General features: G+C 61.3%; 23 protein-coding genes. 11 read left to right on the plus strand and 12 right to left on the minus strand.

Annotated elements, in window-relative coordinates:
* Positions 1-50: 50 nt before the first annotated feature.
* Positions 51-1280 (plus strand): M48 family metalloprotease, encoded by a 1230-nt coding sequence (locus CR105_RS21970; protein ID WP_099792203.1) that lies wholly within the window; start codon positions 51-53, stop codon positions 1278-1280.
* Between the two features lie 27 nt (positions 1281-1307).
* Here CR105_RS21970 and CR105_RS21975 read toward each other — a convergent pair whose 3' ends face one another.
* Entirely contained in the window at positions 1308-2093 is a 786-nt protein-coding gene (locus tag CR105_RS21975; RefSeq protein ID WP_099792205.1) for a spermine/spermidine synthase domain-containing protein, read from the minus strand.
* A gap of 52 nt (positions 2094-2145) precedes the next feature.
* Entirely contained in the window at positions 2146-2796 is a 651-nt protein-coding gene (locus CR105_RS21980) for a pyridoxamine 5'-phosphate oxidase family protein (RefSeq protein WP_099792207.1), read from the minus strand.
* Between the two features lie 439 nt (positions 2797-3235).
* On the opposite strand from CR105_RS21980, the gene CR105_RS21985 reads away from it, so the two are divergent.
* From CR105_RS21985 to CR105_RS21995, 5 genes are all read left to right on the plus strand, one after another.
* Positions 3236-5983 carry a type VI secretion system Vgr family protein gene (locus tag CR105_RS21985; RefSeq protein ID WP_099792209.1) on the plus strand — a complete coding sequence of 916 codons (2748 nt, stop codon included), beginning with the start codon at positions 3236-3238 and terminating at the stop codon, positions 5981-5983.
* A gap of 35 nt (positions 5984-6018) precedes the next feature.
* A complete protein-coding gene (locus CR105_RS29070) occupies positions 6019-6927 on the plus strand; it encodes a lipase family protein (RefSeq protein ID WP_229414064.1) in 909 nt (302 codons plus the stop codon).
* Positions 6905-7771 carry a hypothetical protein gene (locus CR105_RS29075; RefSeq protein WP_229414065.1) on the plus strand — a complete coding sequence of 289 codons (867 nt, stop codon included), beginning with the start codon at positions 6905-6907 and terminating at the stop codon, positions 7769-7771. The genes CR105_RS29070 and CR105_RS29075 overlap by 23 nt, the downstream gene beginning before the upstream one ends.
* A 442-nt stretch (positions 7772-8213) precedes the next feature.
* Positions 8214-9197 (plus strand): T6SS immunity protein Tli4 family protein, encoded by a 984-nt coding sequence (locus tag CR105_RS27960; protein ID WP_143752799.1) that lies wholly within the window; start codon positions 8214-8216, stop codon positions 9195-9197.
* An 86-nt stretch (positions 9198-9283) separates the two neighbouring features.
* Entirely contained in the window at positions 9284-9544 is a 261-nt protein-coding gene (locus CR105_RS21995) for a PAAR domain-containing protein (protein WP_099792211.1), read from the plus strand.
* Between the two features lie 29 nt (positions 9545-9573).
* On the opposite strand, the gene CR105_RS22000 is transcribed toward CR105_RS21995, so the two are convergent.
* The 9 genes from CR105_RS22000 to CR105_RS22040 form a co-directional block, all read right to left on the minus strand.
* On the minus strand, positions 9574-10914 hold the full coding sequence (locus tag CR105_RS22000; protein ID WP_099792213.1) for a sensor histidine kinase: 1341 nt from the start codon (positions 10912-10914) through the stop codon (positions 9574-9576).
* The gene (locus tag CR105_RS22005) at positions 10911-12245 is read right to left on the minus strand and encodes a sigma-54-dependent transcriptional regulator (RefSeq protein ID WP_099792215.1); all 1335 of its coding nucleotides are present in this window, start codon (positions 12243-12245) and stop codon (positions 10911-10913) included. The genes CR105_RS22000 and CR105_RS22005 overlap by 4 nt, the downstream gene beginning before the upstream one ends.
* Before the next feature lie 29 nt (positions 12246-12274).
* Positions 12275-13510: an ABC transporter permease gene (locus tag CR105_RS22010; RefSeq protein WP_099792217.1), complete on the minus strand. Its 1236-nt coding sequence runs from the start codon at positions 13508-13510 to the stop codon at positions 12275-12277.
* 20 nt (positions 13511-13530) lie between these two features.
* Positions 13531-14844, minus strand: a complete 1314-nt coding sequence (locus CR105_RS22015) for an ABC transporter permease (RefSeq protein WP_099792219.1) — start codon at positions 14842-14844, stop codon at positions 13531-13533.
* Between the two features lie 9 nt (positions 14845-14853).
* Complete coding sequence (locus CR105_RS22020) at positions 14854-15570, minus strand: ABC transporter ATP-binding protein (protein ID WP_099792221.1); 717 nt, start codon at positions 15568-15570, stop codon at positions 14854-14856.
* Positions 15571-15605: 35 nt separating this feature from the next.
* A complete protein-coding gene (locus tag CR105_RS22025; protein ID WP_099792223.1) occupies positions 15606-16874 on the minus strand; it encodes an efflux RND transporter periplasmic adaptor subunit in 1269 nt (422 codons plus the stop codon).
* A gap of 141 nt (positions 16875-17015) precedes the next feature.
* A complete protein-coding gene (locus CR105_RS22030; RefSeq protein ID WP_099792225.1) occupies positions 17016-17978 on the minus strand; it encodes a Bug family tripartite tricarboxylate transporter substrate binding protein in 963 nt (320 codons plus the stop codon).
* Between the two features lie 17 nt (positions 17979-17995).
* On the minus strand, positions 17996-18304 hold the full coding sequence (locus tag CR105_RS22035; RefSeq protein ID WP_099792227.1) for an AtuA-related protein: 309 nt from the start codon (positions 18302-18304) through the stop codon (positions 17996-17998).
* Positions 18291-19643, minus strand: a complete 1353-nt coding sequence (locus CR105_RS22040) for an acyclic terpene utilization AtuA family protein (protein WP_099792229.1) — start codon at positions 19641-19643, stop codon at positions 18291-18293. Before CR105_RS22040 ends, CR105_RS22035 begins: the two co-directional genes overlap by 14 nt.
* 116 nt (positions 19644-19759) lie before the next feature.
* Between CR105_RS22040 and CR105_RS22045 the strand changes: the two genes are divergently transcribed.
* A complete protein-coding gene (locus CR105_RS22045) occupies positions 19760-20683 on the plus strand; it encodes a LysR family transcriptional regulator (protein WP_099792231.1) in 924 nt (307 codons plus the stop codon).
* Between the two features lie 229 nt (positions 20684-20912).
* Here the strand turns inward: CR105_RS22045 and CR105_RS22050 are convergent, their stop codons facing one another.
* Positions 20913-22772 (minus strand): phosphoethanolamine transferase, encoded by a 1860-nt coding sequence (locus tag CR105_RS22050; protein WP_229414066.1) that lies wholly within the window; start codon positions 22770-22772, stop codon positions 20913-20915.
* Between the two features lie 339 nt (positions 22773-23111).
* On the opposite strand from CR105_RS22050, the gene rpsL reads away from it, so the two are divergent.
* From rpsL to CR105_RS22070, 4 genes are all read left to right on the plus strand, one after another.
* Entirely contained in the window at positions 23112-23495 is a 384-nt protein-coding gene (gene rpsL, locus CR105_RS22055) for a 30S ribosomal protein S12 (RefSeq protein WP_099792233.1), read from the plus strand.
* A gap of 130 nt (positions 23496-23625) precedes the next feature.
* The gene (gene rpsG, locus CR105_RS22060) at positions 23626-24096 is read left to right on the plus strand and encodes a 30S ribosomal protein S7 (RefSeq protein ID WP_099792235.1); all 471 of its coding nucleotides are present in this window, start codon (positions 23626-23628) and stop codon (positions 24094-24096) included.
* Positions 24097-24221: 125 nt separating this feature from the next.
* On the plus strand, positions 24222-26327 hold the full coding sequence (gene fusA, locus CR105_RS22065; RefSeq protein WP_099792237.1) for an elongation factor G: 2106 nt from the start codon (positions 24222-24224) through the stop codon (positions 26325-26327).
* Positions 26328-26473: 146 nt separating this feature from the next.
* On the plus strand, positions 26474-26699 hold a 226-nt coding region (locus CR105_RS22070), incomplete at its 3' end, for a GTP-binding protein (RefSeq protein ID WP_229414067.1).

Raw genomic sequence — 26699 nt, forward strand, 5'->3', positions numbered from 1 at the left:
TATAGTATTCTTAAGTGCAATATTGTGTTTATCTTAATCTGGGAGCCGTGATGGACTTGGTCTACAAGAATGAAAAAACGCTTTTCGGCATCATGCTGGTGCTATCGGTGCTGTTGTGGATCGTGCTGGTGGTCGGCACGCTTGGCCTGGCGCTGGTGTACGCGGCACTGTTGTTCCTCATCTACTGCTTCGCCCAGTCGGCACTGATATCGCACATCAAGGGCAACGGTGTGCAGATCACCGCGCAGCAGTGTCCCGACCTGCACCGGCAGATCGCCGCCTGCTGCGAAAAGCTCGGACAAAACGAGCAGCCCGACGCCTACCTGATGCAGATGGGCGGCGCCTTCAACGCCTTCGCCACGCGTTTCTTCGGCCGCGATTTCCTGGTGCTGTACTCCGACGTCGTCGACGCCCTCGAAGACAATCCGGACGCGCTCAATTTCTACATCGGCCACGAGATTGGCCACATCAAGCGCCGCCATCTCAAATGGGCGACCGTGCTGCTGCCGGCGTCGATCCTGCCGCTGATCGGCGCGGCCTATTCGCGCGCCCGCGAATACACCTGCGACCGGCATGGCATGGCCGCGTGTGACCATCCGCTCAACGCCGAATTCGGCATCGCGGCGCTGGCGGCCGGCGGCAAGCGCTGGCGCACGATGAGCAAGAGCGAATACATTGGCCAGAGCCGCCATACCGACAGCTTCTGGATGTCGTTTCACGAACTGGTGGGCGACTACCCGTGGCTGGTCAAGCGCATGGGCGCCGTGCGGGCGCTGGCGCAGGGACAGGAGCCAAGCCAGCCACGGCGTCATCCGATGGCGATGGTGCTGGCGCTGTTCGTGCCGCGCCTTGGCGTCGGCGGGGGCGGCGGATTGATCCTGACGATAGCGGTCATTGGCATATTGGCGGCGGTCGGCATACCGGCCTACCAGGACTACGTCAAGAAGAGCCAGGTCGCCGCGGCCTATCAGGGCGGTCGCCAGGCTACCGCCGCGGTGGAAAAGTACTTCTATGCGAACGACAAGGTGCCGGCCACGCTGGAGGCGGCCGGCACCTCCGCGCAGCCGGCCGGTAACGCATCGATTGAACTGATCCAGCTGAACCCGGAGAATGCGGTGATCCGCGTGCTCACCCGCACGACGACCGTGCACGGCCAGGGTGTGCTGGTGTTCGCGCCATCGCTCAATGCGAACAAGCGGATCGCATGGAAGTGCGGCGCCGAAGACATCGACACCAGGTTGCTGCCGCCGCAGTGCCGCCAGATCGGCGACGGCCAGTAAGGCGCGGCTTGGCCAGCGGCGGCGGACTTACCGCTGCTGGTCGTGCATCCATTCCTTCAGGCCGGTGACCCAGGCCTTGGCCGGCAGGTTCATGCCGCGCTTGATGGCGCCGGCGCGTTCGTACAGCACGCTGAAGTCGATCTGCGGCGCGTTCTTGAAGGCGACGACGACGATGTTCGCATCGTGCACCTCGGGCAGCCAGACCACCGCGTCGAACACCTGTTCCATCGCCTGCAGGTTCTTGTCGTAGTTGGCGAAGTCGCCGAACACGTTGGTGGTCATGATGCCGTCGGCCGTCAGGCAGTCGTAGCAGCCCTGGTAGAACTCGGGCGTGTCGAGCACCGGGCCGCGCGCGTCCTCGTCGTACAGGTCGACCTGCAGCACGTCGACGCTGTTGCGGTTGGCCGGATCGAGCACGAAGTCGAGCGCGTTCATTTCAACCACCGACAGGCGCGCGTCGTCCGGCGGCAGCTCGAACAGCGCGCGGCAGATGGCGATCACGTTCGGATTGAGTTCGACCGCGGTGACGCGCGCGCCAGGCAGGCGGCGGTAGCAGAACTTGGTCAGCGCCGCGCTGCCAAGGCCGAGTTGGACGATGTGGCGCGGCTGCTCGCAAAACAACAGCCACAACATCATCATCTGGATGTATTCGAGTTCGATCGCATCGGGTTTGTCGAGCCGCATGGCGCCTTGCACCCATGAGGTGCCGAGGTGCAGGAAGCGCACGCCGCGAAACTCGGTGACGGTGGCGGGAGGATGGCCGGGCTGCTCGAAGCGGCCGCTGGCCTCTGGGTTGTTGCGGTTGGACGGCATGGGACGTTTGGATCGGCTGCGAAAACCGATCTTACCATCCCGGCCGCCCGTGTCAGGCGTACCAGGCCGCGACGTACGTCGGCGTGGCGACGCCGCAATCGGGCTCCGGCACCGGCGCTTGCGGCGTCAATGCCATCGGCAGCACGCCGACCCAGGCTTCGATATGCATGTCGTCGGCGTCGTCATGCGGCCCGCCGGTGCGCGCCTTGCAGGACGCTTCGGTCAGCGCGATGCGCATTACCGTGGTGGCGGCGTACTCCTTGTCGCTGCCGGCGCGCACATCGGCCTGGCGGCCGGGCGCCACCTTGTCCATGAAGGCGGCCATCGAGGCGCGCTTGGCGGCGTCGCCATCGACCGCTTCGAACTGGCCATACATCACCGCGGAGCGGTAGTTCATCGAATGGTTGAAGGCGGAGCGCGCCATCACCAGGCCATCGAGGTGGGTGATGGTGACGCACGCCTGGGTGTCCTTCATCAGCAGTCTAGTCAGCCGCCCGCCATTCGAGCCGTGGATGTACAGGTGCTCGCCGTCGCGCCAGCAGGCGGTCGGAATGCAGTGGGTGCTGGCGCCGTCGTGGAAGGCGACATTGCACAGCCAGGCGGTGTCGATGATGGCGTGCAGCGTGGCGCTGTCGTAGTCGGCGTAGTTGGCATTGCGGCGCACGCGGGTGCGGTCGGTGGGGGCGGAAGGTGCGGTCGTCATTGCAGTCCTGTCAAAAGAATCAGGCTCAAATATAGTCGAAAGATGGTTCCTTAATAAGGTCCACTTGGCCCGAAAATTATAGGGCCGCTGCCTGGGCAGTCAGGCAGCGGTGAACCCGATTCGTGTGCGTTCTTCAGCAGATCGAGGAGCGCCTGCTCCATCTGCGCCGGGTCGATCATCGCTGGCGGCGAGGCGTCTCGCCCGCAGGTCGGAAGGTCGCGTGTGACGACAGCTGGTCCACTACCTTGAGAAATATCAACCTCCATCGCTTGGTCTCGCGCAACAATTTCTTCTTGCATGCGATTAAATACAAACCTGATTTGCGTTTTGTCGCAGGTGGACCTGCGTAGTCCAATCTTTTGAACGGTGACGGAATGCAACGTCGACTGGCTCACACCGGCCAGAAGGCGCTTCAGATAAGACTACTTGAGGACTCAAAATGACTCGCGAACAAGTTTGGTCGGTGTTAGAGGCCTTGACCCAAGCGAACCGTCCCCTCCGTCTTCGAATTTCAACGGAAAATGGTGTTGCAGACAATCTTCTGATGGTGAAGCAAGTGAGCGGTATAGAGCAGATTTGCGGTGGTATTAATTATTGCTTGCTGTGCGTTTCCACCAAAGCGGGAATGCCGTTGAAACAGTTCAATGCTTCACCGGTCGAGCTGCAGTTCGTTACGGATTCCGGCAACCTGCGCTCCGTCTGCGGAATCGTCACTGAAGCGGTGGAAGGTGAAAGCGATGGCGGACTCGCCACGTATCAGCTGACGGTTCGAGACGGCCTGTCAATCATGGAGAAACGCGTGAATACACGCGTTTTCCGCAACGCTAGCGAAGTTGACATCACACGGACCATACTGGGTGAATGGCGGCATGGAAATCCGATACTTGCGCGTGCGCTTCAATTCGAACTAGAAAGCTTGAAAACTTATCCGGCCCGCGAGTTCACCATGCAGTACAACGAATCAGATGCGGCATTTCTACAGCGGCTCTGGAAACGGCGTGGATTGTCTTGGTTCTTCAAACCAGGGAGTGCGAGCACTACTGGGAGAAGCGACCTGCCATGTCATGTTCTCGTCCTGTTCGATGATGTGAAATCGCTTTCGCAGAATGCTGCTGGGGAGGTGCGTTACCACCGCGACGATGGGACTGAGACCCGCGATAGCATAACGGCCTGGAATGCGGCGCGGACCCTCAGCCCCGGAAGAGTTAGCCGCCACAGCTGGGAGTACGCTCAGAGCCGTGCGTGGGAGATTGAGGAAGTTGGCCAAAATAACCAAGGTCCGTTCGCGAATCGGTTTGCCGCCAGCCTAGACGATTATCTGATTGACGTTCCCCACGCGGGTGCAGACAACGATGACTACAGAAGCCTTTGTGCAGTTCGGATGCAACGGCATGAGTTCGCGTCCAAATCGTTTCATGGTGAAAGCGCGGTGCGCGATTTATGCGTCGGGCAATGGATAAGTGTAACGGGCCATGCTGAGATTGACACCCATCCGGCAGAGCAGCGAGAGTTTGTGATTACCGAGTTGCGTGTTGAAGCAGAAAATAATTTGCCTAAGGCGCTCAACGATCGGACGCGTCGCCTGTTTGCACGGAACCATTGGAGGGGCGACAGCGACGGCTCGGTGATGATCCAAGCTACTTCAGAAAATGGCGCGCGCTACGCCAATCGCTTCAGCTGCGTGCGGCGCGGGATTGCTATCGTGCCGGCCTATGATCCGCGCGTCGATTTACCGCGCACGGAGGCTCAGAGCGTGCTTGTAGTCGGACCGGTTGGCGAGGAGGTGTACTGTGACGAACACGGAAGGGTGAAAATTCGCTTCCCCGGTTGCCGGCAAACTGACCACGAACATGCTCACGGAGTGGGAGCATCCGGCTATGAGGGAGACTCGGCCTGGGTCCGTGTTGCGAGCTCTTCGGCCGGTGATCGTTGGGGTGCGATCTCTTTGCCCAGAGCAGGAGAGGAATGCATCGTCACCTTTATCGGGGGGGATCCGGATAAACCTGTTATAACCGCCCGAGTCCACGGTGGGATGGCTCCCCCTCCAACTTTCAGCCACACTGGCCGCCTCCCGGGCAACCGTTTCCTCTCTGGGATTAAGAGCAAGGAGGTGAATGGGCGGCGGTCCAATCAATTGCGACTGGATGATACCCCCGGGCAGATCAGTGCGCAGCTGGCCAGTGACCACGGGGCTAGTCAACTAAATTTAGGCCTTTTGACCCATCCGCGCACGGAAGGACGTGGCGAGATACGGGGTACAGGCGCCGAATTGCGTAGCGATGGTTCAGTCGCAGTGCGTGGCGCGCAAGGCGTCTATATCAGTGCGGATGCACGTTTGCGAGCGGCCGGCCGCCAGCTTGAACACGACGGTTTAACCGGTCTTGCAGCGGCACTCGAAATCGTTCAGCACCAACTTTCCGAATTGGCAAAAACGCACCACGCTGACGCCACCGACAGCAAGCCACTGACGCAGTTGGCGGCCTATCTCAATAAATGGGATAGCACCGATGATGGAGCTAGCAAGCCGGACAGTGCAGCCGGCGAACCCATTGTCGCGATCGACGCACCGGCTGGCATGCTCCTAGGCAGTAGCGCGAACATAGCGATCGGAGCTCAGACTCATGTTGACGTTTTGAGCGTAGGAAATACCCAAGTGTCGGCGGGCAGAAAATTGTTGATGCGTGCAACAGAGCGAATTTGCTTATTTGCTCATATGCTAGGGATAAGGATAACTGCCGCCGCCGGCAAGATTGAAATTCAAGCCCATCAAGACAGTATCGAACTGACTTCTGCAAAGCGCATCGTTCTGTCTGCGGCGGAGGAAATTGTAATTCAGGCTCCCAAAGTGACAGTGATCACGCAAGGCGCTCAAGCGGCATACGGGGGGGGCGCAATCACATATTTTCTTACTGGTGAATACGCCATCAATTCTTCCACCTTTGCGCATAAGGGGGTGAAGGATGGCGCCGTGGCTGACCTTAGCCTTCCGAAGAGCGAAGTTGCTTATGACCAGAGGGTGCGCTTAACGGACCTGAACACCGGCGAAGCGCTCGTGAGTCGCCGTTTCCGAGTGAAATTAGAGGATGGGCAGAAAATTGAAGGCACGACGGACGCGCAGGGGCTCACGCAGATCCTCAAATCCTCGATTCCGTTCAGTAGCTTTACGATCGAAGCGCTGGATGACTGACTGTGGTTGTAGCGACCATAATTGAAAAAATACCTATGGAAAAAAACCCTCCGCGATTGCCCGGTTATCAATTGCCTACGAAGCCGCATCTGTCACGCGGCCGGGAAACACATGGCTTTCTGACACCCGCGCAAGATCTAATGCCACAGGTGATCAGCATTCCACCACGCCGTGTTTTGCCAATTATTTTTCTACCCGGAATTATGGGGTCGAACTTGCGAATGAGCGCGGCACGGCAGGTGGCGTTGGAGAAGACAAACAACATCGCCTGGCGTCCGGAAAACAAGACGGCGTCAATAGCGCTCGCGAATGCTTCCCCGAGACAACGGCAAATTCAGCTGGACGCTGCACAAACCGAGGTAGATACGTACGAGCCCGCGCGGCAGTCGACGGGTGATGCCAACGAATCGTCCGACCACCGGCACTCGGCCGTGACAGTTAGCGTCCGCTATCCGGTTAGTGTGGGAATCGATATGCCGTTGCTTATGGATGACCCTAAGTCGATGCCATTTGCGAAGACTAAAGAACAAAAGGCAAGAGAGAGAGGCTGGGGCGAGGTTTTTTTCGGCAGCTACAGCGAACTGTTGGAGACGTGTGAGCTGAGACTCAATACCGCCTTTCGGCGCGGCAAAATGGATAGCTGGTGGCGTGGGATTATCGGTGTCGCCCCAGAAGAATGGCAAGCGAGCCCCCAGCCACGGTTGATTCCACTAGAGGAGCCAGCTCTTAAAAATGCGCTCAAGGACTGTTGGTTTCCCGTGCATGCGATGGGTTATAACTGGCTCGAGTCTAATCGGAAATCCGGCATAGTGACAGCGAAGCGAATAAGCGCTTTGATCGAAAAATACAAAGCGGAAGGATTTCAGTGTGAAAAAGTAATCGTGGTTACACATTCGATGGGGGGGGTTGGTAGGCCGTGCCTTGATTCACCCCGAAATGGGTAGTCTTGGTGAAACGGTGCTCGGAATAGTGCACGGCGTTATGCCGGCGGTCGGAGCGGCAGCGGCTTACAAACGGATCCGGTGCGGGTTCGAAGACCCTGGCGTCGTTAGTATGTCGCCGATGGTTAGTGTAACTGCCAAGGTGCTCGGCAATTTTGGGCGGGAGGTCACAGCGGTTTTGGCCAACGCGCCAGGAGGTCTTGAGCTGCTTCCGAGTCAGGCCTATGGGAACGGATGGTTGCAAATCAGACAGAACGGTCAAACCGTGCGGAGCCTGCCGCAGCGTGGCGATCCATATGACGAAATTTATAAACTGCGTGGAAAGTGGTACGGTTTGCTGCGTGAGGAGTGGATCAACCCGGCGCGCCAGCCACAATCAGGCTTCAATCGCACTGCGAGAATGCTTGACGAAGCCAAGATTTTTCATAAGGAAATTTCGTCCACGTACCACGCTCAGAGCGACGCTCATTATGGCGCTGATGCAAAGCATGCAGCGTGGCATAACGTGGTTTGGGACCTTGGTGGCCGTTCAGATAATTTAAGCATAGACCACTTTCTGATCCGCACGGACGACGAGCAAGGAAATTTGGTATTAGGGCCCCCTCCAAGCCTCTTGAATAAAGCTCTCGGCCCGGATGTACCCGCGGTTTTGGAGCCCGCCAGGGAACCCGGCGATCAAACTGTCCCTTTACACTCGGCTGAGCATCAGCTTCACAGCGGAAAATTTAAAGGTGTTTTTCGCCAGACGGGTTACGAGCACCAAGCCAGTTATAAGGACGAAAGCGCACTTCGTTCTACCCTCTACAGCCTGGTTTGCATTGCGCAGTCGATGAAGTGGAAAGAATGATGTATTCATATCTATATTTCTGGCGTACATCGGCCAATCTTGTCTTAACGGTATCCGTCGCATTTTTCGTAAGCGGTTGCGACCGCGAACAAGCACCCGTCCAGAGGCCCACAATGAACCTGCTATCGCAACGTCTAGCACTAATATTCGCGAAAACAAAGGTTGTCTGCTTTAGTCAGTTTGTGGTTGAGGTTCCCGTTACGGCAACGGTCATTTACGGACCGACAACAGTGGAGTGGCCCATCCATCGTTATTTTGCGCAGGGGAATAGGGCGGCCGATCGAGTGTCGCTGCTATTGCAAGAGGTCGAAAAAGAACGAATGTTTCTGGCTAAGAGACATCTTGCGGAGTTGCACCGGTTTGGGAGCGTTATTGATGGGGCCGTACCGGACAAAAACTCATTTTTGGTTCCAAGGATCAGATCAGCTACACGATTGATTCAGTGATTCCTGTAGGCGAGGAGTTGTTCGTCCAGCGTGCGGAAAGCGTGCCACCTGAAAAGGAGATTGAACAAGTCGCACTGTTAAACGCTGTAGCGAAAAATTTGCAACTGCGCGGAGATGAAGAAATTCCCGCGGAGAGTGGTGCTTGTATCGACGGAGGCCTGATAAAACGGCAAGCTGAATACGAAAGCGTTGCGGTAGGAATTCGATTTAAGGAGTTCCCGGACGTCCATTTTTCTATAGATACCCTTAAAAGGGACACCTCAGTGGACTCTGACGCACTTGAGCCTCGGTTGAAACAGGCGGAACAGGACGCGTCGCGCGAAGGAAACGGCCACATATTTGCGCAGATTAAAACGCTACGGCGCGGGAACCGTGAGTTTAACAATTGGAAAGGGTTCGAAATTCTCGCGCGGAAACCTGCTCATGAGGCAGACACAGAAGCTCATGAGTTTTTGTTTGTCAGCTTGGCCGTCCCGAACGATCCGCTGCGGCCCATGATGGAACTCCAGTTGAGTACTGGAGTGGCGGGTAATGCGAAAGCCAGCGTTAGGCCTAGCATTACAGATGAGGAAGCCGTGGCCTTATGGGACAAGCTAACTAACTCGATACGCGTTCGGCCGACGGGAAGATCGGAGAAAAATTCAGATGATTCGCCTATGGTTCCACTCAGCACATTCATTGAAAGCGGCGAAAAATGTCCACAGACAGGGTGGTGGCAATGCAGCGATGTTGGCGAAATTGCGGGCGGACGGCGCCGCCATTTTATGGCGGGCGAACACATGGCCGACGCGGTGCTATTAGGAAGGCCGAGCATTTTGCAAAAGTTGATGGGAACCCGTCCAACAAGTCTGATACCCACGGTTTGGGAGTTGGTGAGTTACGGGCAAACAGCAGTAGTTGCCAGTAGCGCGACGTTGACAAGCCCATCAACAAGTCTTAGTAGTACTGACCAAAGTTCCTCGGATTCCGGTAGCGTTTAGTCGATTCCTCCGATGGCGCAGTCCGCTAGTGCTAGCACTGGCACCAGCCCCTTCCAGTACAGTACTAACCTCATAAGGACGGCGCGATGCCAAATGTCATCCGGCTTAATGACCCTACCAGCCACGGCGGCAAAGTCGTAAATGTCACCGCTAGTCACTATATCATTGACGGAGCAGCTGTCGCGTGTGTGGGCGATCAATGTACATGTCCAGTGCATGGACCGGGGGTAATTGTTGAGGGTGATCCGAAGCACATCGTTGGCGGTCGCGCTGTCGCCTTCAATGGGCACAAGACCAGTTGCGGCGCTACCTTGATGAATACTACGCTCGCGTACCGCCAAGAATAGCTAAATTTTAGAAATACGGAGCGAGTATCCTAAGCCGGCAGGATCAGGGCGACCGTCAGGCCGCCACCCTCCCGGTTGCCCAGCGTGATGCGCCCGCCGTGCGCTTCGGCAATCTCGCGCGCCAGCGCCAGTCCGAGCCCGGTGCCGCTGCGCTTGGTGGAGTAGAACGGCACCAGCGCATTGGTCAGCACCGCCTCGTTCATGCCAGGGCCGCGGTCGGATACTTCGATGCGCAGCATGTCGGCCACGCGCTTGACGTTCAGCTCGACCAGGCCAGGCGGCGAACCCGATTCGTGCGCGTTCTTCAGCAGATTGAGGAGCGCCTGTTCCATCTGCGCCGGGTCGATCATCGCCGGCGCCGCCGGCGTTTCGCCGATCAGCCGGAACGCCACCTGCGACGATAGCTGCGCCAGGAAGCCGTCCCACCCGCACGCCTCGATGCGCGGCGTCGGCAGCTTGGCAAAGCGCGCGTAGCCGAGGATGAAGGTCTCGAGGTGGCGGGTGCGCTCGCCGATCGTCTCGAGGATCTGCGGCAGGCGTTCGGTCTGGCCGCGCCGCACCAGCTCCGCGCCGGAATGCGCCAGTGACGTCAGCGGCGCCAGCGAATTGTTCAGTTCATGGCTGATCACGCGGATTACCTTTTTCCACGTCTGCACTTCCTGGCGGCGCAGTTCGACCGTCAGCTGGCGCAGCAGCAGCAGCTCGTGGCGCCGCCCGTTCAGGCTGAAATTGCGGCGCGCCAGGTGGTACACCTCTTCGTCCTCGCTGTCGCCGGTCGTAAACAGGCCATCGCCACCGCGCGTGACGGCGTCGCGCAGCGCGGCGTTGGACTGCTGCAGGATCTCGCCGAGCGCATGGCCCTCGAGTTTCCTGCCCTCGTTGAGCAACTGGCGCGCGGCGATGTTGGCGTAGACGATCGGGCGCGCGCCGCCGGCGCCTTCGGCCACCAGCAGCATCGCCACCGGCGTGTTCTGTACCATCGTGTCGAGCAGCAGCTCGCGCTGCATCAGGTCGAGCCGCTGTTCGCGCAGCACGTTGCCAAGGTCGTTGTGAGCGTCGATCAGGTCGGACAGTTCGTCGTTCTGCTGCCAGCGCAAGCTGAACGAAAAGTCGCCGTCCTTGTAGCTGGTGACGGTGCCGGCCAGCGCGCGAAACAGCGACAGGATCGGCTGGATCTGCGAACGGATGGTGATGATCGACAGCGGCACCATGCACAGCAGGCAGATGCCGAACACCAGGCCCGGGCGGCCAGGCAGCAGGTGGTCCAGGCCAAGCGCGATCAGGATGCCGAGCGCCAGCAAGGTTCCGACCAGCGCCGACCAGCGCGTCACCAGCGAGAGGCGAAACCCGTTGCCGGCGGCCCCGCTCATCCGGGACGGGCGATGCCGAGCCGCTCCATGCGCCGGTACAGCGCCTGGCGCGACAGCCCCAGTTCGGCCGCGGCCTGCGCCACCACGCCGCCGGCGCGGGTCAGTGCGCCGGTGATGGCGTCGCGGTCAGGCTCGACCTCCAGCGCCGGCGCGGCGGCGGCCGGCAGCCCGAGGTCGGCCGCCTGGATCACCGCGCCCGAGGCGAGCAGGCTGGCGCGGGCGATGACGTTTTTCAGTTCACGCACATTGCCCGGCCAGCCGTGCGCCAGCAGCGCCGCCTCCGCGCCCACATGCAAGCTCTTGCCGGTGCCGAGGAAGCTGGCCGCCAGCGGCAGGATATCGGCCGGGCGCGCCGCCAGCGGCGCGATGCGCAGTTCGATCAGGTTAAGCCGGTAGAACAGGTCTTCGCGGAAGGTGCCGGCGCGGATCATCGCCGGCAGGTCGGCGTTGGTGGCGCTGATGACGCGCACCTTGACCTGGCGCTCGCGGTTAGAACCGAGCCGCTCGAAGCGGCCCGTCTCGAGCACCCGCAGCAGTTTCATTTGGCCCGCCAGCGGCAGGTTGCCGATCTCGTCGAGGAACAGGGTGCCGCCGTCGGCGGCCTCGAATTTGCCTTCGCGCGCCCTGGACGCGCCGGTGTAGGCGCCGGCGTCGGCGCCGAACAGTTCGGCCTCGATCAGTTCAGCGGGCAGGGCGCCGCAGTTGAGCACGACGAACGGGCCGTCGGCCACCAGCGAATTGGCCTGGATGATGTCGGCGATGCGTTCCTTGCCGGTGCCGTTGGCGCCGCTGATAAGCACCGGCACGTCGGCGCGCGCGACCTGACAGGCCAGGTGCAGCACCCGTTCGGTGGCCGGGTCCTGCCACACCATGCCGCGCAGGTCGAAGCCGTTTTCAAGCTCGCGGCGCTGGCGCCGTTCGCGCTGCACGCGCTGCTGCAAGGCGCGGTTGGCCTGACCCAGTTCGATCAGATTGACGACGGTGGCGATCAGCCGGTTGTCGTTCCACGGCTTGGACAGGTAGTCGGCCGCGCCCGACTTGACCAGGTCGACGGCGGCGTCGAGGTGGGTCCAGGCGGTCAGCAATATCACCGGCAGGTCCGGATGGCGCTTGCGGATCTGGCGAAACAGCGCGGCGCCTTCCTCGCCGGAGGTGGTGTCGGCGCTGAAGTTCATGTCCTGGATGACCAGGTCGACCTGCGAGCGCTCGAGCAGCGCCAGGCCCTCTTCGGGCGAGGCGGCGCGCAGCGCGTCGATGTCGTGCAGCGAAAACAGCACGTCGAGTGCGATGGCGACGGCCGCGTTGTCGTCAATGATCAGTACAGTAGGCATGCGGCTAGTCTACCATCGCAATGTGCATCTCAGGCGGTGCGGGTGGCGGTGGCCGGCGAGATCGTGGCCGCCCGCCATGCCGGTCCGTACACGGCGATGACGCCGAGCGCGAAAAACAGGCCGGTGCCCCACACCAGGTACTCGAGCGGCAGCTTGGTCAATTCGAGCTTGCTGACCAACAGCTGGTTCAGGCCAATGGCCAGCAGCACGCCGCCGGCCACGCCGGCGCCGGTGATCATCAGGTTCTCGGAGATGAAGTAGCGCAGGATGTGGGCGCGGCGCGCCCCCAGCGCGCGGCGCACGCCGATCTGCTTGCGCCGCTGCGTCACCCACAGGCTGGCCATGCCGACGATGCCGCTGGCGGTAATGACCAGCAGCAGGACGCTGACGGTGATCAGCATCCACGACAGCGCGTTGTCGGCGCGGTAGCGCTCCTTGCGGTCGTCCAGCGTGTTCTTCACCCGGATCACCACCGGCACCGGCGCCGACTTGGCCATCGCCGCTTCGGCTTCCTTCATGACGCGGTCACGCTGGCCCGGTTCGGTGCGCACCGTGTACATCGCGCCGGGAATGCCGCCCAGGCCGCGGTAGGCCAGGATGGCGGACAGTTCGCCTTCTTCGCCGATCTGCGCCCACGGTTTCTGCAACCGCTCGACCACGCCGACCACCTGGGTGGCGTTGGCGTCTTCACCGACGCCGAACAGCAGCGTTTTGCCGACCGCGCTCTGGCCCGGCCACAGCTTGTCCGCCAGCGCCTTGGTGATGATGGTGACTTTCGCGAACTCCTTGCTGACCTGCTCGTCGACTTCGACGACGTCCGCTTTGGTGAAGTCGCGACCTTCGACCAGCTTGAGCTGCCAGGTCTTGATCAGCGAATCGGCAGTACGGTAGTTGGCCGCGTTGGCGCTCTGGTTGACCTGCTTGCGGTTGAGCGAGACGCTGGTGTTGTTGCCGGAATTCCCCAGCGGGATCTGGTTCGTCGTCGCCACCGATACCACCCCCGAGATGGCGCGCAGCAGTTCGACTTCGCGGCGCTGCACGGCTGCGTCATACTCCGCGCTTTCGCGCGTCAGGTAGCGACTGTTGATGGCGAAGACCGAGCTCTCGTCGGCGATGCCGCTCGGGCGCGCCGCCACTTCCTGGCGCACGCTGACGATGTGCAGCGCGTTCGACAGGATGGCGAGGCTCAAGGCGACCTGCACGGCGACCAGCACCGCGCCGGTCTTGTTGCGCATCAGCGCCGAAAGAATAGGACTCATGGACATGATGATTCTCCGTTCTTCGATTACTGCGATTTGAGTTGCATAGCCGGCGTGACCTGGCACGCGCGCCAGGTCGGCAGCAGGCCGGCCAGCACCGCGGCGAACACCGACAGCACGAAGGTAAACACGAGCATCACCCAGTCCATGTGGGCGACGTTGCCCATCTCCTTGGACTGCATGGCGATCAGCACCAGCGCTGCCACTGCCAGCAGCAGGCCGAGGATGCCGCCGGCGAGGCCGACCACCGCCGTCTCGACGAGGAACTGGCGGAAGATATCCTTGCGCGAGGCGCCCAGCGCGCGGCGGATGCCCACCTCAGAAGCGCGCACCGAAAACTTTGCCAGCAACAGGCCGATGGTGTTGACGAGGCACAGCAGCAGGAAGCCGAACGCCAGCCACGCCGACAGCTTGCTGTCGTTGCCGACGACCTTGTTCTCGGCCATCCACTCCATCACGTCGTAGAGGTTGTTCTTGGCGGCGCGCTGCATGCGTCCGAGCTTGCGCTGCTCGGCGGCGTAGCTGTTGAGGTAATCCTGCAGCGCGGCGCGGTCGCCAGACGATTTGGTCTCGAACCAGAACTGGATCCAGGTGCAGTCGGACTTCTGGATACCCTCCAGGCCAGGGCCCGGATTGCCGCTGCAGTTCATGTTCCCCTGCGGGCCGACCTGGTTGCGCACGGCGCTGGTGAACGGGATGAACAGCTCGTCCTCGTTGCCGAATTTGCCGGCGCCGCCGATCAGGCGGTAATAGTGCGGCATCGGCGCCCAAGGTTTGAGCACGCCGACGATCTGGAACTGCTGGCCGAGCATGGTCACGCGCTTGCCTACGGGATTGGCGTCGCCGTACAGCTTTTCGGCGACCTTGCGGCTCAGGACCACGACATTGGCGCCGCTGTCGTCCTCCGCTTCGCTCCACGCTTGGCCGTGCAGGAAGGGCGCCTCGAACATGGCGAAGAAGTCGTGCGTCAGCGCCAGGCCCGAGGTCTGGAATACACCGAGGTCCTTGCGATCGGGCTCGATCGGCGCGCCGATGCCGAAGATGGCGGTGCGCCGTTCGCCCTGTTTGCCCTTGAGCAGATTGACCGCGTCCGGATAGCTGATCTGTTTATCGTCAATCTCTTCGCCGGGCGTGTAACCGGCCAGCGGGCCAACGTCGAACAGGGGCACGAACAGGCGGTCGCTCTTATGCGGAATCGGGTCGCCCGACATCACGTGCAGGATCGTCAGCGTCGACACGCTGGCCGCCACGCCGATGGCAAGTGTCAGCACCATCAGCGCGGTCAGGGCCGGATTGCGGCGCAGGCTGCGCAGGCCCAGTTTGAGGTAGTAGGAAAACATGCTCGCTCCTTATGCGCCGTAGGTGGCTGCCTTGGCGTCGAACAGCGTCGGCGTCTTGCGCACCAGGTCGGACACCTGGCCGTCGATGATGTGGACATTGCGCTGCGAGCGCACCGCCAGTTCCGGATCGTGGGTGACCATCAGGATGGTGGTGCCCTGGGCGTTGATGTCTTCGAGCAGCTCCATCACGCCGCGCGCCATCTGGGTGTCGAGGTTACCGGTCGGTTCGTCCGCCAGCAGCAGCTTCGGGCTGCCTGCCAGCGCGCGAGCGATCGCCACGCGCTGCTGCTGTCCGCCGGACAGTTCGGCCGGGTAGTGTTTCATGCGCGAGGCCAGGCCCACCTTGGCCAGCGCGTCCTCGATGCGCTCCTTGCGCTCCTTGGCGTTGAAGCCGCGGTAGCGCAGCGGTACGTCGACGTTATCGAACAGCGACAGGTCGGGGATCAGGTTGAAGCCCTGGAAGATGAAGCCGAGCTTCTCGTTGCGCAAACGAGAACGGGCGTTGTCGTCCATGCCCTTGACGTTGACGCCGTCGAGGATGTACTCGCCGTCGGTGAATTCCTCGAGCAGGCCGGCGATGTTCAGGAAGCTGGTCTTGCCGGAGCCGGAAGGGCCGGTCACGGTGACGAATTCGCCCTTGTTGACGGTGATTTCGAAGCCGCGCAGTGCGTGCGTTTCGATCATGTGGGTGCGGTACACCTTGGACAGATTGGACATGCGCAGCATGGGACTTCCTTTCGAAGTGAATCGTTATGGGGGCGTTATTGATTGACCGAGACGCGCGCGGCGTTATTGAAAGCGTCGGTGCCGGCGATGACGACCTTGTCGCCGACCTTCAGGCCGGACAGGATCTCGACGGCCATCACGCTGGTGGCGCCGAGCGTGATCGGCGTGCGAACGGCGACGCCGTCGTGCATGACATAGGCGAAGCGTCCGCCTTCGCCTTCGACGAACGGGCCGCGCGGCAGCATCACCACGTTCGGCTTTTCCTCGATCAGCAGTCGCGCGCTGACGCGCTGGCTCTGGCGCAGCCCTTTCGGCTGGGCGCCGTCGAAGCGCACCCGCGCCAGCACCTGGTTCTTCACCACTTCCGGCGACAGCGCCGCGAGCTTGCCGGTGGCGCGGCCCTCGCCGAGCTGGATTTCTGCGGTCATACCCAGGCCCATGTCGGCGACGTAGGTCTCCGGCACCTCGAGTTCGACTTCGAGCTTGGACAGGTCGACCAGCGTCATCAACGGCGTATTGGCCGCCACCACGCTGCGGTTCTGCACATTCAGGGTGCCGACGAAGCCGTCGACCGGCGCGCGCACGGTCAGCTCGTCGAAGCGGCGCTGGGCGTTGGCCAGCGACAGGCGCTGGCGGTCCAGTTCATTGACCTTGGTGCGCAGCGCCAGCGCGACGTCGTCGCTTTCCAGCCCGGCCGCCTTGGAGGCGTGGCTGGCGCGGATCTGCGCCGAGCTCAGTGCGTCCTTGGCCTTCTGAAAATCGATCTTGGCGATGATGCCGACCTGGCCGACGCTTTCATAGCGCTCCAGCGTGCGCTGGGCCGACAGGCGGTCGATTTCGGCGGTGTCGGCTTCGCGCTGGGCCAGCAGCTTCTGCTTTTTGGCCAGGATCTGCTGGCGCGCCACTTCGGCCTCGAGCTGGTTGTAGCTCGACTGCTCGCGCTTGAGGGCGTCGGCCAGGTCGGGCGACTCAAGCACGGCGAGCACGTCGCCTTTCTTGACGGTATCGCCGGCGTTGGTTTTCAAGGTGACGGTCGACTGCGCGGTGGAGTACAGCGTCGGGCTGATGGCGGCGACGACGCGGCCGTTGACGGAGGCGTCGCGCACCAGCGTGCCGCGGGTGACTTCGGCGATGCGCAGGCGCGAGGCGCTGACCGAATGCTCGCTGCCGCGCCAGGTCGTCAGCAGCAGCGCGGCGCCGGCGATGACGACAAGCACCGCGCCGGCCCACAGCGCGCGCCGTTTGAAGTTCTGCGCCGGAGCTGCGGTGATGACGGCGTCTTGGGATGAGGTGTCTCGGATCATGGTCTGGATGGTGGCAACGATGCCACCTACCTTGCAGGATCCGTGCCAGTGGCCAAGTCACTGATTCATAAGCGATTGACTGCGTACGTACAGTGTCCACGTGCGTCCGGCCAGTGTCCGCGGGCGCGCCGCGCCGCTGACCTATTCTTTTTCGATCCCGGCCCGCTTGATGATTTCGCCCCATTTCTTCGATTCGGCCTGCTGGAATTTCCCCAGTTCCTGCGGCGTTGTCAGGAATATCTCGGTGCCGCTGGTGGCGTAAAAGCCGGCGTTGGCGGTCGGGCTTTTGGCGGCGCGGCTAAGTAATTCATTGAGCCGCGCCACCAGCGGCGGCGGCGTCTTCGCCGGCGCATACGCAGCGAACCAGTAGCCGACGTCGTAGCCTGGCACGCCTGCTTCGGCGATCGTCGGCACTTCCGGCGCCAGTGCCGTGCGGGTGTTGCGCGAATAGCCGAGGGCGCGCAGCTTGCCGCTCTTGATATGCGGCAGGCCGGTGGCCGAATCGGTGATCATCATCTGGATCTGGCCGCCCAGCAGGTCGGTGATGGCGAAGGTATTGCTCTTGTACGGCACATGCAGCAGCTGCACGCCCGCCATTTGCTGGAACAGTTCACCGGCCACCCGGCTCGAAGAACTGCCGCTGCCAAACGTGACTTTGCCGGGCTCCTTCTTTGCCAGCGCGATGAAGTCCTTGACGCTGGTGACCGGCGACGTGGCATTGACCACCATGATCTGTCCACCCTTGCCAAGTCCGGTGATCGGCGCAAAATCCTTCACCGGGTCGTACGGCAGCTTCTTGTACAGATGGTCGGCGGCGGCGTGGGTGGTGTTCGTGGCGATCAGGATCGTGTAGCCGTCCGGTGCCGCGCGCGCCGCTTCGCTGGCGCCGATAAAGCCATTGCCGCCTGGCTTATTGTCGACGACAACCTGCTGCTTCGTTTCCAGCGTCACCGCGCGGCCGAGGGCGCGCGCCAGCTGGTCGGTCGCGGTGCCGGCGGCGAACGGCACGACGAAGCGGATCGGTTTTTCGGGGAAATTGGCGGCCGATGCGGCGGCCGACAGGGCCAGGCATACAGCCGGGATGGCGAGTTTGGTGAAGTTCATGGGATGTCTCCGTGGAGTTATTGTTCGGGTATTTCTAGGCTGAGAATCGCGGAGCTCAAGGTCTTGCCATGCGCGTCCAGCGCGAGTGACCTGGTCACGCCGCCGGTCAGGGCATTATGCAGGACGAAGTTCAATGCGCCGAGCGCTGGCAGCTCGAAACGCAGCACCTCGCCCTGTACCAGTTCGGCGAAGTGCGCTTTCACGCGTTCTGCGGTGACGTGTTTTTCGAGCAGACGATAATCGGCAGGGCGATACGCGATGACGGAAATGTTCGAGATGTTTCCCTTGTCGCCGGCCCGCGAATGGGCGATTTCACGCAGCAGCATATGTACTTTCCTCGAAATGCACGGTGGAGTGAACCGCGTCGCGCGGCAGCAGGGTCGATAGCACGGCGACGATGTCGCGCGCCGATTTGAAGGCGCCGCCGCCGCCGGCCGGGCCGCAGGTGTACAGGCTCTCGACCTCGTTGCCGATGCGCGCGGCCTCGCGCATGCTGTCGGTGCGGCCCGCCACCCGGATGCGCACTTCGTACGGTTCGGGATGCGAAGCCGGCAGGCGGTCGCGGTGCATGGCGTTGACGCCGATAAGTTCGTAGCGCATCTCGCTCGCCTGCAGGCCAATGATGTTGAAGCGTTCCTCGACGATGGACAGCGCCAGGCGCGCGCGATCGAGCGCGCCCGGGCCGGCGTACGACATCTGGCCTTCGCCGATGTAGCTATCGATGTAGCCGAGGGAGACTTTCAGCGTTGCCGGCCGCGGTTTGCCGGTGGCGCCGCTCACGCGCACCCGGTCCGGGCCGACCTCGGTGATCTGCACGCCGGAGAAATCGGCGACCACGTCCGGCGTCAGGTAGGCGCGCGGATCATGGATCTCGTAGAGCAGCTGTTCCTTGCAGGTGGCGGCGGTGACCTGTCCGCCGCTGCCTGCCACCTTGGTGATGATGACCGAGCCATCCTGCGCCACTTCGCCGATGGGGAAACCGAGCCGCGCCAGGCCGGCGATATCCTTGTAGCCGGGGTCGGCGAAGTAGCCGCCGGTGATCTGGCCGGCGCATTCAAGCAGGTGGCCCACCAGCGTGCCCTGGCCGAGCCGGTCCCAGTCGTCCATCGCCCAGCCGAATTCGAAGATGAGGGGCGCGAGCACCAGCGCCGGATCGGCGACGCGGCCGGTGATGACCACGTCGGCGCCTTGCGCCAGCGCGTCGACCAGCGGCTGCGCGCCCAGATAGGCATTCGCCGACAGCAGGCGTTCGCCGAGCGCGTTGACGCGGTTGCCGCTGTCGTCGATGTAGTCGCCGGCGCGCACGGTATCGAGCACGTCGTCGCCGAGCACCGCCGCCACCTTCAGTCCGTGCAGGTTCAGCGATCGGGCGATGGCGCGCACCTTGGTGGCGGCGGCCAGCGGATTGGCCGCGCCCATGTTGGTGATGATGCGGATACCTTTTGCGCGGCACAGCGGCAGCACCGCGCGCATGCGCTCTTCGAGCAGCGGATCGTAGCCGGCGTCGGCATCGGTCTGGCGGGCGCGCTGGGCGATGGCGATCGTGCGCTCGGCCAGACACTCGAAGATGAGGTAGTCGAGGTCGCCTTTTTCGGCCAGTTCGACGGCCGGCTCGAGGCGGTCGCCCGAGTAGCCGGCGCCGGCGCCGATTCTGATGCTGTTCATTGCAGCTCCTTGCGGCGAAAGCCGATGGATGCCAGTGTGGCGCGGCCGACTCATTAAGTACAATGGTCATTTCAAATGGATTAATCCGTTTGGCCGATCAATAGTGGGAGTGCGCGATGACGACGAATATCTCGACCCGGTTGTTGTATGCGTTTGTGGCGCTGGAAGAATCGCGCCATTTCACGCGTGCGGCGCAGCGCTGCCATACCTCGCAGCCGGCGTTCAGCGCGATGATCCAGAAGCTCGAGGCGGCGGCCGGCGCCAGGCTGTTCGAACGGGACACGCGCAATGTCACCTTGACGCCGGAAGGTGAACTGTTCTCCGAGGTGGTGCGCTCGCTGATCGCCGAGATCGAGTCGGCGTTCGACAACATGGCCGATCACGTCGCCAGGCGGCGCGGACGCGTCTCGATCGCGGCGCTGCCGTCGCTGGCGGCGCGGGCGCTGCCGGCGGTGATCGCGCAGTACCGGCGCCTGTATCCGGGCGTCAGCGTGACCTTGCACGACGCCTTGTCCGACCAATGCCTGGCGCTGCTGCGCGAGCGCAAGGCCGACCTGGTGCTGACTGCGCCTGGCGCCAACTTCGTCGAATTCGAATCGCGCACGCTGTGCAGCGATCCGTTTTACGTGGTGTGCCGGCGCGATCACCCGCTGGCGAAGAAGCGCCGGCTGCATGCGGGCGATCTGGCCGGATACGACATCATCCACCTGGCCAGGGCATCGAGCGTGCGGCAGCATGTCGACATCTTGCTGCGCGACGTGGCGGCGATGCATTCCGGATTCGAGGTGGAGCACCTGGCCACCGTGGCCGGTCTGGTGGAGCAGGGCCTGGGCGTGAGCCTGGTGCCGGAACTGACGCTGTTCCAGTTCCGCCAACTCGATTTGGTGGCGGTGCCGTTGCAGGCGCACGAGCAGACGCGCCCGATCCTGATCGTCCAGCGCAAGGGCCAGACCCTGTCGATCGCGGCCCAGGCCATGGTTGAACTCATCGAGCAGTACATCGGGCCGACGGGCGCGCGACCGAAATACCAGCATATCTGACCAGCAACGCTGGGGTCAGGTCTGACATTCGGACAAATCCGCGGGGTCAGGTCTGACAATCGGACATTCTTGAGGCGCACAACGTTGCTAGTAGCATGCGCATGCTACAAAACCGGCCGGAAGCGGACGAGGCAGGCGGCGGGCGACGGGGAAAATGTCCGAATGTCAGACCTGACCCCGGCAAAATGTCCGAATGTCAGACCTGACCCCTGCTTTGTTTTGACCGCAGCTATTTGACCTGCTTGAGCGGCTTGCCTTTGTCGATTACTTCCTGGCAATCGCCCTTCAGCGTCGAATTGTCGTAGTCGGTCCAGCCGTAGCTGTCGACCACGCGCTTGTGCTGCTTGAACTGGTCGCTGAGGAAGCTCCATTCGAGCTTTTCTTCGCCATAGCGGATGTCGGCCAGGTCGAGCAAGGTGTGGAACATGTTTTCTGTCGCCAGCCGCGCCCGCTTGTGCCGGGCCAATTGGCCAACCTTGGCGGGATAGCGCGCCTCGAACTGGTCCGAATACCAGACGAATGCCGGCACGTGAAATTCGTGCTTGGTGTTGTGGCCGTGGAAGGCGAGCTTGCAGCTCTTGTCGTACAAGGTCTGGCCATGGTCGGACACGTACAGCATCGAGGTGCGCTGCTGCGACTGTTTCAGCTTGCCGATCAGCCGGGCCAGGAACCAGTCGGTATACAAGATGCTGCTGTCGTAACTGTTGTTGAGCATCGGCTTGTTCCTGCGGTCGGTGTAGACCGGCTTGTCGATGCCGAACAGCGACGGCTGCCATTTGTCGAATTGCTTCGGATAGCGCTGGCTGTAGTTCCAGTGGCTGCCAAGCGAATGGACGACGATCAGCTTTTTCGGCGCGCGGTCGGCCACCGCGCTCTTGAACGGGGCGAACAGGATTTCGTCGAAATTGGAGTTGTTCTGAAAGCCGCCTAGATTGAGGAAGGCGATCACGTCCGCTTCCTTGGCAAAGACCGATACCGGCGTGTCGAACTTGCCGAACGACACCTGGTTGGAAATCCAGAAAGTCTTGAAGCCGGCTTCTTTATAAGCGGTAATGAACGATTTCTCATAAAAGCCGTCTTTCAGGCTCTGCATCGCCGTCTTGCGCGAGATGATGACCGGCACCGATAGCCGGGTTGCCGATACCGATGTGATGACGTCGGGCAGCATCACCAGGTTCGCCTCCTGGCTCAGCAGGGGATTGGTGTCGCGCTCGTAGCCGTTCAGGCTCCAGCGGTCGAAACGCGACGACTCGCCCAGCACCAGCACCACGGTTTCCTGCTCGCTGTCGGGCGAGGCCTGGTGCGCGCCAAAGGTGAAGCTGGCGCTGCGCTGGCCCAGTTCAGCCAGATACTTGCGCTCTTTATAGAAGTCGACGCCGCGCGCGACCAGGCCGAACGGCCACGATTGGGCAAACGGCTCGAATTCGAACGGCAACATCGCGCGGCGCGGCAGCGGCGGCAGTTTCCAGCCGGTCAAGCCGGCGCCGGCCACCGCGGACGCATTCTTGCTGGCGGCAGGCGCCGCCGCCTTTGCCAGCGCGATCGGACCGGGCAGCGCGGCCACCGCGGCCGGCCTGGCGGCGACGCCGAACTCGTAGCCGTAAGCCCACACCGCAACGCCGAGTGCCAGCGCGGCCAGCGTGACCTTGCGCGACGAGTCGGTCCAGTCGAGGTCGCGCGTGCGCCGCGCCGCCTGCCACGTCGTGCCCCACCAGGCCAGCACGCCGACCATTACCATCAGCATGCCCCACACTTTTTGGCCAAGGAACTCGATCGCTTCCTTTGGCGCCGTCTCGGCGATGATGCCCAGGTGGTGGGTCGAGATGCCCTGGCCATAGTAAGTAAACAGATACACTTCGGTCGGCACGGCGACAAACGCCGGCAGCAGCAGCCAGTGGAACCATGCCGGGCGCTTGAAGATGGCCCACACCGCCAGCCAGCCGATCGCCTCGATGCCGAGCACCTGCAACGGACGCTCGAGCCGCTTGCCCAGCAGCATCGGCACGAACGGCACGGCCGACAGCGCCATGTACGTCAGCAGCAGGTACAGGTTCACGGGGCGCAGCAGCGGGTGTCGCATCGAAAGCATGAAAGCCGGGCAGGAAAGCAAAGGCGCCTATTATCCGGACTTTCCAGCCAAAGGAAAATAATTCCGAAAGAAGACTCTATATAAGAGGGCGGCCGGCGCAAGCGCTGCGGCCGGCGCACGCCAATCGCGTTGCTGATCGGTAAACTGGTTGACCGGCTGGCTGAACGGGCCTATACTCGCGAGTTCTCGAATTTATTCTGCACATCGTATCGCAATCACAGCCGCTCCGAGCTAGAGTGGCTGTCGGCGCCTCCCTTTGCAGTGCAAACCGGGACTAGGTTTTAGTCCCCGGGCAACCGCCCGGGTTATTCATGTTGTATCTTTGTTGGATTTATAACGATGCCAACCATCAATCAACTGATTCGCAATCCACGTGTCGCGCTGACCGTGAAGAGCAAATCGCCGGCGCTGGAAAACAGCCCGCAAAAACGTGGTGTTTGCACCCGTGTATACACGACGACTCCAAAGAAGCCAAACTCGGCTCTGCGTAAAGTCGCCAAAGTTCGCCTGACCAACGGTTTCGAAGTCATTTCGTACATCGGCGGTGAAGGCCACAACCTGCAAGAACACAGTGTCGTGCTGCTGCGCGGCGGCCGTGTTAAAGACTTGCCGGGTGTGCGTTACCACATGGTTCGCGGTGCACTGGATACCCAGGGCGTTAAAGACCGTAAGCAGTCGCGTTCGAAGTACGGTACCAAGCGCGCTAAGCCGGGCAAGAAGTAAGCTGTTGTTTTAAGCTTCGCACCCCATTGAGATAGTTGAACCGATCGTAATGGTCGAGTAAGTGGTTGGTCATGATGGCCACCGCGAGTGTTGCGCAAGCAGCCTCAACTGAAGACTGAAAGGAATTGAAATGCCACGTCGTCGTGAAGTCCCCAAGCGCGAGATCCTGCCGGATCCAAAATTCGGTAACCAGGATGTCGCCAAATTCGTCAACGTGCTGATGCTGTCGGGTAAGAAATCGATCGCAGAAAGCATCATCTACGGTGCCTTCGAGCACATCAAAGCGAAGTCCGGCAAGGACCCGCTTGAAGTGTTCGCTACCGCGATCAACAACGCCAAGCCGATGGTTGAAGTGAAGTCCCGCCGCGTCGGCGGTGCCAACTACCAGGTGCCAGTTGAAGTTCGTCCAGTTCGTCGTATGGCGCTGTCCATGCGTTGGTTGCGCGAAGCCGCAAACAAGCGCAGCGAAAAATCCATGCCGCAACGTCTGGGTGGCGAACTGATGGAAGCCGCGGAAATGCGCGGCGGTGCCATGAAAAAGCGTGACGAAGTTCACCGCATGGCTGAAGCGAACAAGGCGTTCTCGCACTTCCGCTTCTAATCATCCGGCCAACCCCGGGGTGAAATTCAACCCGGGCGCGGCCATGTATCTGTTGTTCGAAGCCGGGCTCATTTTGTTCACAAAATGCCGCTCGGTTTTGTCCATTAAAAGATTTAGGAATATTTATGGCACGCAAGACCCCCATTGAGCGCTACCGCAATATCGGTATCTCCGCTCACATCGATGCTGGCAAGACCACCACGACCGAGCGCGTCCTGTTCTACACGGGCGTGAACCACAAGATTGGCGAAGTCCACGATGGCGCGGCCACCATGGACTGGATGGAGCAGGAGCAGGAACGCGGTATCACGATTACCTCGGCTGCGACGACTTGCTTCTGGAAGGGAATGGCTAACAACTTCCCTGAGCACCACATCAACATCATCGACACCCCGGGCCACGTTGACTTCACCATTGAAGTCGAGCGCTCGATGCGCGTGCTCGACGGCGCCTGCATGGTTTACTGTGCAGTCGGCGGCGTGCAGCCGCAGTCGGAGACCGTGTGGCGCCAGGCCAACAAGTACAAAGTGCCACGCCTGGCCTTCGTCAACAAGATGGACCGCACCGGTGCGAACTTCTTCAAGGTCTACGAGCAGATGCGTGCCCGCCTGAAGGCGAACCCGATTCCGCTGCAGATTCCAATCGGCGCCGAAGAGAACTTCCTCGGCGTGGTCGACCTCGTCAAGATGAAAGCGATCTACTGGGACGACGCGTCGCAGGGCATGAAGTTCGACTACCGCGATATTCCTGCTGAACTGCAAGAGCAGGCTGACGAGTGGCGCCTGAAGATGGTCGAGGCAGCTGCCGAGTCCAGCGACGAACTGATGAACAAATACCTGGAAGAAGGCGACCTGACGGAAGCCGAGATCAAGGCTGCCCTGCGTGCCCGCACGCTGGCGTCGGAAATCGTTCCAATGATGTGCGGCACCGCGTTCAAGAACAAGGGCGTGCAAGCCATGCTCGACGGCGTGATCGAATACCTGCCGTCGCCAGTCGACATCAAGCCAGTTCAGGGCATGGATGAAGACGACCAGCCGACCAGCCGCAAAGCCGACGACAACGAGAAATTCGCTGCGCTGGCGTTCAAGATCATGACCGACCCGTTCGTCGGCCAGCTGATCTTCTTCCGCGTCTACTCGGGCACGATCAAGTCGGGCGACACCGTCTACAATCCGATCAAGAACAAGAAAGAGCGTCTTGGCCGGATTTTGCAGATGCACGCGAACCAGCGCGAAGAAATCAAGGAAGTCCACGCCGGCGACATCGCCGCTGCGGTGGGCCTGAAAGACGCGACGACCGGCGAAACGCTGTGCGATCCATCGTCGATCATCACCCTCGAAAAGATGGTGTTCCCTGAGCCGGTGATTCAGCAGGCAGTCGAGCCGAAGACCAAGGTCGACCAGGAAAAAATGGGCCTGGCGCTGAACCGCCTGGCACAGGAAGATCCGTCGTTCCGCGTCAAGACCGACGAAGAGTCGGGCCAGACCATCATCGGTGGTATGGGCGAGCTGCACCTGGAAATTATCGTTGACCGCATGAAGCGCGAATTCGGCGTCGAAGCGACCGTCGGCAAGCCACAAGTGGCTTACCGCGAGACGATCCGCAAGGTCTGCGAAGAGTCCGAAGGCAAGTTCGTCAAGCAGTCCGGTGGTCGGGGTCAGTACGGTCACGTGGTTCTGAAGATCGAGCCGCAAGAGCCGGGCAAGGGCTTCGAGTTCGTTGACGCCATCAAGGGCGGCACCGTGCCACGCGAGTACATCCCTGCAGTTGAAAAAGGTGTGCGCGGTACGCTCAACACCGGCGTGCTGGCAGGTTACCCAGTGGTCGATGTCAAGGTCACGCTGTTCTTCGGTTCGTACCACGATGTGGACTCGAACGAAAACGCGTTCCAGATGGCCGCTTCGATGGCATTCAAGGACGGTTGCCGCAAGGCCTCGCCGGTCATCCTCGAGCCGATGATGGCCGTGGAAGTGGAAACGCCGGAAGACTACGCCGGTACCGTGATGGGCGACCTGTCGTCCCGCCGCGGTATGGTGCAGGGCATGGACGAGATTCCTGGCGGCGGCGGCAAGATCATCAAAGCCGAAGTGCCACTGTCGGAGATGTTTGGTTACTCGACCTCGCTGCGTTCCGCAACGCAAGGCCGTGCGACCTACACGATGGAATTCAAGCACTATTCGGAAGCGCCTAAACACGTTACCGATGCGATCATCACGGCCAAGGCAAAATAACAAATTGGGTGACAGTGCTGGACATCGCGTAGCGATGTTCTGCCCTGTTACCAACTAACTAGCAAATTGGGTGACAGTGCTGGACATCACGCAGCGATGTTCTGCCCTGTTACCAACTGATTAGAAATCATTTAAGGAAGAACAAAATGGCAAAAGGTAAATTCGAACGGACCAAGCCGCACGTCAACGTCGGCACCATCGGTCACGTCGACCACGGTAAAACCACGCTGACGGCTGCAATCGCTACCGTTCTGTCGAAGAAATTCGGCGGCGAAGCAAAAGCATACGACCAGATCGATGCGGCACCAGAAGAAAAAGCGCGCGGCATCACCATCAACACCGCGCACGTCGAGTACGAGACGGCCAACCGCC

It is taken from the genome of Massilia eurypsychrophila, from assembly GCF_002760655.1.
Classification (GTDB): domain Bacteria; phylum Pseudomonadota; class Gammaproteobacteria; order Burkholderiales; family Burkholderiaceae_D; genus JAFCUW01.